We start from the raw sequence: 6,282 nt of genomic DNA, 5'->3' as shown, positions 1-6,282 counted from the left end.
CCGCACCACCGCCCGGGGCCCGGATCCTTTTCAGCACCCGGGCCCCGGTCTTCAGTAGCGGGGACAGGATTTGAACCTGCGACCTCTGGGTTATGAGCCCAGCGAGCTACCGAGCTGCTCCACCCCGCGTCGTTGAATGCAACATTACGTCACGCCGCCGACCAGTGCAAATTCATTCAGACGGCGGGTGCGGGCCGCCCGTCGGGCGCCCCGCACCGCTATGCGGTCAGTTCCTGGTGCAGCGCTTCCAGCAACCGTGCGGCCCGCTCGGCCACCTCGGCCGGCCCCAGCTCGACCGCCCGCGCGCACCAGCGCTGCCCCTCCGTGAGCTCGCCACGACGGGCGGCGAGCAGCGCGAGGCGCAGGGCCGCCCGGCCGTGCCCCTCGTTCGCCGCACGGCTCCACCACAGGGCCGCCTCGCGCTCGCTGCCCTCGCGGGCGAGCAGCAGCCCCAGGTTGAACGCGCCGTTGCGGCTGCCCGACTCGGCGGCTTCCCGGTACCAGTGCGCGGCACTCTCCATGTCGCCGCGCGCCGCGGCGAGCATTCCGACCCGCACCTGCGCACGGCGGTGCCCCTGCTGGGCGGCCCGCTCGTACCACTCCTCGCACTCGGTCTTCTCCGGCATCGGCTCCCCGAGCGCGGGCGGTCCGGGCGGCGGCTGTCGCGCGTCCAGCACACCGGCCAGCCGGAATGCGGCCTCGGCACTGCCGCCGCCCGCGGCGCAGCGCAGATGACGCTCGGCCTCCTGGCCCTTCCCGTCGCGCAGCAGCGCCATGCCGACCTGGAGGGACGCGTCGGTGTGCCCGGCCGCCGCGGCCCGCTGGTACCAGGCCAGCGCCGTACGGTCCTCGTCACGCCCCGCGTGCAGGATGCCGAGGTTGAAGGCCGCGTCGACGCTGCCGGCCTCGGCCGCCTTGGAGAACCAGGGCTCCGCTCCGGTGTGGTCCCCGGCCTGGAGCAGGAGCACGGCCAGCGCGTTGGCCGCCTCGCGGTGCCCCGCGTAGGCGGCACGGCGATACCACTGCTCGGCCTGCGGCGTACGGTCCTGGGCGGCGCAGAGCAGCCCGAGGTTGTACGCGCCGTTGACGTCACCCGCGTCCATGGCGGCGCGGTACCAGCGCTCAGCGGTCTGCTGCTCGCCCCGGGCGGCGTGGAGGGCCCCCAGGGCGTTGGCGGCGTTGCCGTCGCCGTCCTGGGCGGCACGCAGCCACCACACGGCCGCGCTCTCCTCGTCGCCCGCGTCCCGCAACAGGAAGCCGAGCGCGCAAGCGGCCCGCGGCTCACCCTCCTTGGCGGCGGTGAGGTACCACCGGCCGGCCTCCTTCAGCTCACCGCGCTGCTCCAGGATGGCGCCGAGGTGCAGAGCGGCCCGACGGTGACCGCGCGCGGCGGCCTGGCGGTACCACTGCTCGGCCTCGCCCATGCGTCCGGCGTCCGGGCCCGCCACGGGTCCGTCGCCGCTCCGCTTGCGCTCGCCGCCGGCCTTTCCGTCGCCGGCCCTGGCCTGCTTGACGATGCCCGTACGCGGACCGCTCGCGGCTTCCTCGGCCTGCGGCGCCTCCGGGGCTCCGGGCGCCCCGAGCACCCGGCCGGTGGCGTGGGAGCCCGTACCGCGTCCGAGACCGAAGGCGTCGTGCGGATCAGCGAGAGCCTTGCGCTCCAGGGTGCGCGCCAGGCGGTACGCGGCCTCGCGGTGCCCCTGCTCCGCGGCGGCCCGCAGCCATCGCTCGGCTCCGACATCGCTGCGGTGCTCCAGCAGGTCGGCCAGGGCGTAGGCGCCCAGAGCGTGGCCCTGCTCGGCGGACTGACGCAGCCAGTATTCGGCGCCCGGCTCGTCGCCGCGCTCCCGGAAGTGCCGGCCGAGGGCGTGGGCGGCGGCCGCGGAACCCGCGACGGCCGCGATCCGCCACCACCCGGCGGCCTCGTCCGCGTACCCGCGCTGGTGGAGGAGGACGCCCAGGTTGTTGGCCGCCGCCCGGTCGCCCTCGGCGGTGGCCGCGCGCAGGTACCGCTCGGCGGCGTCCAGGTCACCGCGGCGCAGCAGCAGCGCGCCGAGGACGCTCATCGAGGCGGTGTCACCGGCGTCGGCCGCACGGCGGTACCGCGCTTCGGTCTCGACTCCGTCCGCGGTCTCGGCGGCGTACGCGGTGTCGGCTGTGCAGATGGCGTCGGCAGAGCTGGTGGCATCGGTCGTCTCGGCGAGAGCGGCGACAAATGCCGCATCCGACATGCTTTCCGTCTTCTCGACGTGCCGCTGCACAAACCGCCCTGTCTCCAACAGAGTTGCCCTGTCCCCCATAAATACCATCGTCGCACCACCTGTAACCCGCGTACACCTGGTATATCGCGGACAGTGAGGTCACTTCAGCGTTTTGTCGACATGCCCACAGAGAGACAAGTCAAACACGCCCGGGCTCAACTCATGCCCCGCAAACCGCACTTCACGCGGATGGCGCCCGAAAGACTGACAACATGACAAAGGCCCGAATCCTGTTGGATTCGGGCCTTTGTCTTTTCAGTAGCGGGGACAGGATTTGAACCTGCGACCTCTGGGTTATGAGCCCAGCGAGCTACCGAGCTGCTCCACCCCGCGTCGTTGTGTTGAAACAGTACCACGACGCGGGGGTGGATTTTCTCAGCTCCCCTGGTCAGTGCCCTTGTCGTCGGCCTTGTCGGCCGCCTCGGCACCGTCCGCACCACTGCCCGGCTTGGGCTGAGCCGCGGCCGCCCTCCGCAGGGCGTCCTCCAGATCCGCCTGGGCCTTGCCATAGGCGGTCCAGTCCTGCTTCTGCAGGGCCTCCTCGCCCTCCGTGTACGCCTTCTGGGCGTCCGCGATGGCCTTCTTCAGTGCGGCGTCCCCGGTTGCCGGCGGCTCCGTGGGGTCGCCCGGCGGCTCCGTGGGCTCCGTGGGCTCCGTCGGACCGGTGTCCTCGACCCCGAAGACGGCGTTGAGCGCCTCACCGAGACTGTTCTCGAAGACGATCTTCGACCCGTACGACGCGGCCACCTTGCGCAGCAGCGGATAGTTCTGCGTGCCACCGCGCGTGTACACCGGTTCGATGTAGAGGAAGCCTCCGTCGAGCGGCACGGTCAGCAGATTGCCGTACTCGATGTCGGAGTCGGTGCCCTTGAGGTTTCTCACGAACTCGGCGACGTCGTCGTTGCCGTTGAGCTCACTCTGTACCTGGCCCGGGCCCTTCACCGTGGTGGTGACTCTCAGCAGCCTCATGGTGCCGTAGTCCTTGCTTGCCGCGTCCGCGTCCACCGCCATGAACGCCCCCAGGTCGGGCCGCCCCTTCGGTGTGAACGTCGTGGTCAGTGAGAACTTCTGCGCGTCCTGACCCGGCATCTTCATGCTCAGGTAGTACGGCGGAACGGCCCCCGGCTCCTTGTTGGTGGGGTCGTCCGGCACCTGCCAGGCGTCACTCCCGCTGTAGAACTGGGCGGGGTCCTGGACGTGATAGCGCGTGAGCAGCTCCCGCTGGACCTTGAACAGGTCCTGCGGGTAGCGCAGATGGTCCATCAGTTCGGTGGGGATGTCTCCGCGGGACTTCACGGTCCCGGGGAACGCCTTGCGCCAGGTCTTGAGGACCGGGTCCTTGGTGTCCCACTCGTAGAGCTTGACCTTGCCGTCGTAGGCGTCGACGGTGGCCTTCACCGAGTTGCGGATGTAGTTGACCTGGTTCTGCTGGGCGACGACCGCGCGCTGGTTGGTGGTCAGCGAGTCGGCCGTGGTGTCCCCCAGCGTCGTACGCGAGGCGTACGGGTAGCCGTTGGTCGTGGTGTAGGCGTCGACGATCCACTGGATACGGCCGTCGACGACCGCCGGGTAGGCGTCTCCGTCGATGGTCAGCCACGGGGCCACCGCTTCGACGCGCTCCTTGGGCGTGCGGTTGTACAGAATCCGCGAACCCTCGCCGATGGCTCCCGAGTACAGGATCTGCGGCTCGCTGAAGGACACGGCGTAGGCGGCGCGGTTGAACGCGTTGGCGAGACTGACGCCGCTGTCGCCGCTGTAGCTGGTGGTCTTCTCGCCGTCCTCCTCGTAGTCGAGCTCCTTCTGGGGCCCGCCGACGATGGAGTACTGAGCGGTCTTCTCGCCGTAGTAGATCCGCTGCTCGTACTTGCCCAGCTGGCCGCTGGCCGGCAGCCCCGACTCGGTGAAGTCCGGGGAGCCCGCCGGGTTCGTGCCCGTCGTGGTCCCCCGGGCCGCGATCGCGCCGTAGCCGTGGGTGTACGTGAAGTGGTCGTTGATCCAGTTCCGCTTGGGCAGACCTTCGAGGTTGAGTTCCCGAAGACCGATGACGGTGTCCTGCTCCTTGCCGTCCGGGCCCTTGTAGCGGTCGACGTCCAGCGTCTTGGGGAACTGGTAGTAGTTCCTCTTCTGCTGGAGCTGCTGGAAGGCCGGGGAGACGACGTTCGGGTCCATCACCCGGTAACTGGCCGCCGCGTCCGCGTCGGTGCGCAGCTTGGCGTCGTCGGTTTCCGTGCTCTTGCCCGTGTAGTCGTCGACCTGCGCGTCATCGATGTCGTACGCGTCGCGTGTGGCGTCGATGTTCTTCGCGATGAACGGCGCTTCCTTGGCCTGCTCGTTCGGCTGGACCTGGAACTTCTGCACGATCGCCGGGTAGAGCCCGCCGATCAGGATCGCCGAGAGCACCATGAGCCCGAAGCCGATCACGGGCAGCTGCCAGGTGCGGCGCCACAGCGTCGCGAAGAACAGCACGGCGCAGATAGCGGCGATGCAGAAGAGAATGGTCTTCGCCGGCAGGTAGGCGTTCGCGTCGACGTACCGGAGGCCCGTCCAGTTGTCGGTGGCCTTGAAGTCGCTCGACTTCACCGCCAGCCCGTACCGGTCGAGCCAGTACGCCACGGCCTTCAGCGAGACGAAGATGCCGAGCAGCACCGAGAGATGGCCGGTGGCCGCGGCGGTCGCCCGCGCGCCCGGGCTGGTGATCCGCAGTCCGCCGTACAGGTAGTGCGTCAGCGCGGCGGCGATCAGCGACAGCACGGCCGCCGCGAACCCGAAGCCGAGCATGAAGCGGTACCAGGGAAGGTCGAAGGCGTAGAAGGACACATCCAGGTTGAACTGGGGGTCCTTCTGGCCGAAGGCCACACCGTTGACGTACATCAGCCACGTACGCCACTGGCCCGAGGCGGACGCTCCGGCGATCAGCCCGACGAGCGCGGTGATCGCGAGCAGCACCCACTTCTTGTACGGGGCGACGCTCATCCGGTAGCGGTCCAGGCTCTGCTGTTCCAGCGACATCGCGCTCAGCGGCGGCCGGAGCCGGTGCGCGAGCCAGATGTTCACACCGACGGCGATCGCCATCAGCAGTCCGAAGACGAGGAACAGTCCGATCTTGGTCCACAGAGTGGTGGTGAAGACGGATGAATACTCGACCGACCTGTACCAGAGCCAGTCCGTCCAGAACCCCGCGAACATGACGAAGGCCATGGCGAGAACCGCCAGGACACCCAAAGTCATGAGCAGGGTACGGACGCGCCGGGACGGGCGGCCGACTCTGATCCGTGGCCCGGTCGGGCCTCCGCCGCGGTCCGGCATCTGGAAAGCCAACGTGCGCACCTCGAAGTTCGCGGTCGTGTGGAGCAGGCCCAGCGATCGTAGAGCCCACCTATGCAACTTACTGAGGCTTTACCTAGTTCCCGTTACCGGGGCGGAAGGAGGCAGGATATTGAGCATGCCCAACGTTTCCCCCTCCGGCCCTCCGATGGCCGCGAGCCCCCTCACTGTCGCCGTACTCGAAATCGACGCCTATGCCGCCAACCTCGGCTGGGACCAGCCGGCCCGGCTCTTCGCCCTGGTCGACACCGCCCGGCTGCGCGTCCAGGAGCCGGGCCTGGCCGCTCAGCTCGGTCTGGACGACACCGGTTCCACGACCGCCACCCTCACACCGGTCGAGCAGGACGAACTGCCCGCCGGTACCGCGCTGGACGAGTTCCTCGCCACCATCGCCTGGCCCGACGCGGTGGTCGGGTGCGCGATGACCGTCGAGCGGCTGATGCTGCCGCCGTCCGCCGAGGCTTCCGTCCCCGAAGGGCTGAGCGATGCTCAGCTGACCAAGTGGGTCGCCAAGCACCCGGACCGCCAGGAGGTCCGGATGACGGTGGCCGTCCTGCGCGACGGATCACGGGACTCGGCCGTACGGCTGCGGGAGAAGGACTCCCCGACCGAGGTGCTGACCGGCGCGGGACTCGTTCCCGGGCTGGCCGAGGCGCTCGCCGCGACCTTCGAGTCCTGACCCTCTCGTCCTGACCCT

The 6,282-nt window shown here is 69.6% G+C and carries 3 protein-coding genes and 2 tRNA genes; 1 reads left to right on the top strand and 4 read right to left on the bottom strand.

From position 1 onward, the window contains the following. Positions 1-55: 55 nt before the first annotated feature. The 4 genes from ACFWSK_RS23000 to ACFWSK_RS22985 all read right to left on the bottom strand — a co-directional run bounded on the left by ACFWSK_RS23000 (position 56) and on the right by ACFWSK_RS22985 (position 5,567). Positions 56-129 (bottom strand) — tRNA-Met (locus tag ACFWSK_RS23000). Between the two features lie 89 nt (positions 130-218). Continuing rightward, positions 219-2,309, bottom strand: coding sequence for a tetratricopeptide repeat protein (locus ACFWSK_RS22995; RefSeq protein WP_383789231.1), 2,091 nt, complete (start codon positions 2,307-2,309; stop codon positions 219-221). A gap of 211 nt (positions 2,310-2,520) precedes the next feature. Then, positions 2,521-2,594: transfer RNA gene (locus ACFWSK_RS22990), tRNA-Met, on the bottom strand. 42 nt (positions 2,595-2,636) lie between these two features. Further along, the gene (locus ACFWSK_RS22985; RefSeq protein WP_383789251.1) at positions 2,637-5,567 is read right to left on the bottom strand and encodes a UPF0182 family protein; all 2,931 of its coding nucleotides are present in this window, start codon (positions 5,565-5,567) and stop codon (positions 2,637-2,639) included. Positions 5,568-5,703: 136 nt separating this feature from the next. Here ACFWSK_RS22985 and ACFWSK_RS22980 point away from each other — a divergent pair, with 136 nt between their 5' ends. Next, positions 5,704-6,264 (top strand): PPA1309 family protein, encoded by a 561-nt coding sequence (locus ACFWSK_RS22980; RefSeq protein WP_362835485.1) that lies wholly within the window; start codon positions 5,704-5,706, stop codon positions 6,262-6,264. Positions 6,265-6,282 lie beyond the last annotated feature (18 nt).

The sequence above is a fragment of the Streptomyces sp. NPDC058620 genome (assembly GCF_042717135.1).
Taxonomy (GTDB): domain Bacteria; phylum Actinomycetota; class Actinomycetes; order Streptomycetales; family Streptomycetaceae; genus Streptomyces.
This window is presented reverse-complemented; position numbering and strand designations above follow the sequence as displayed.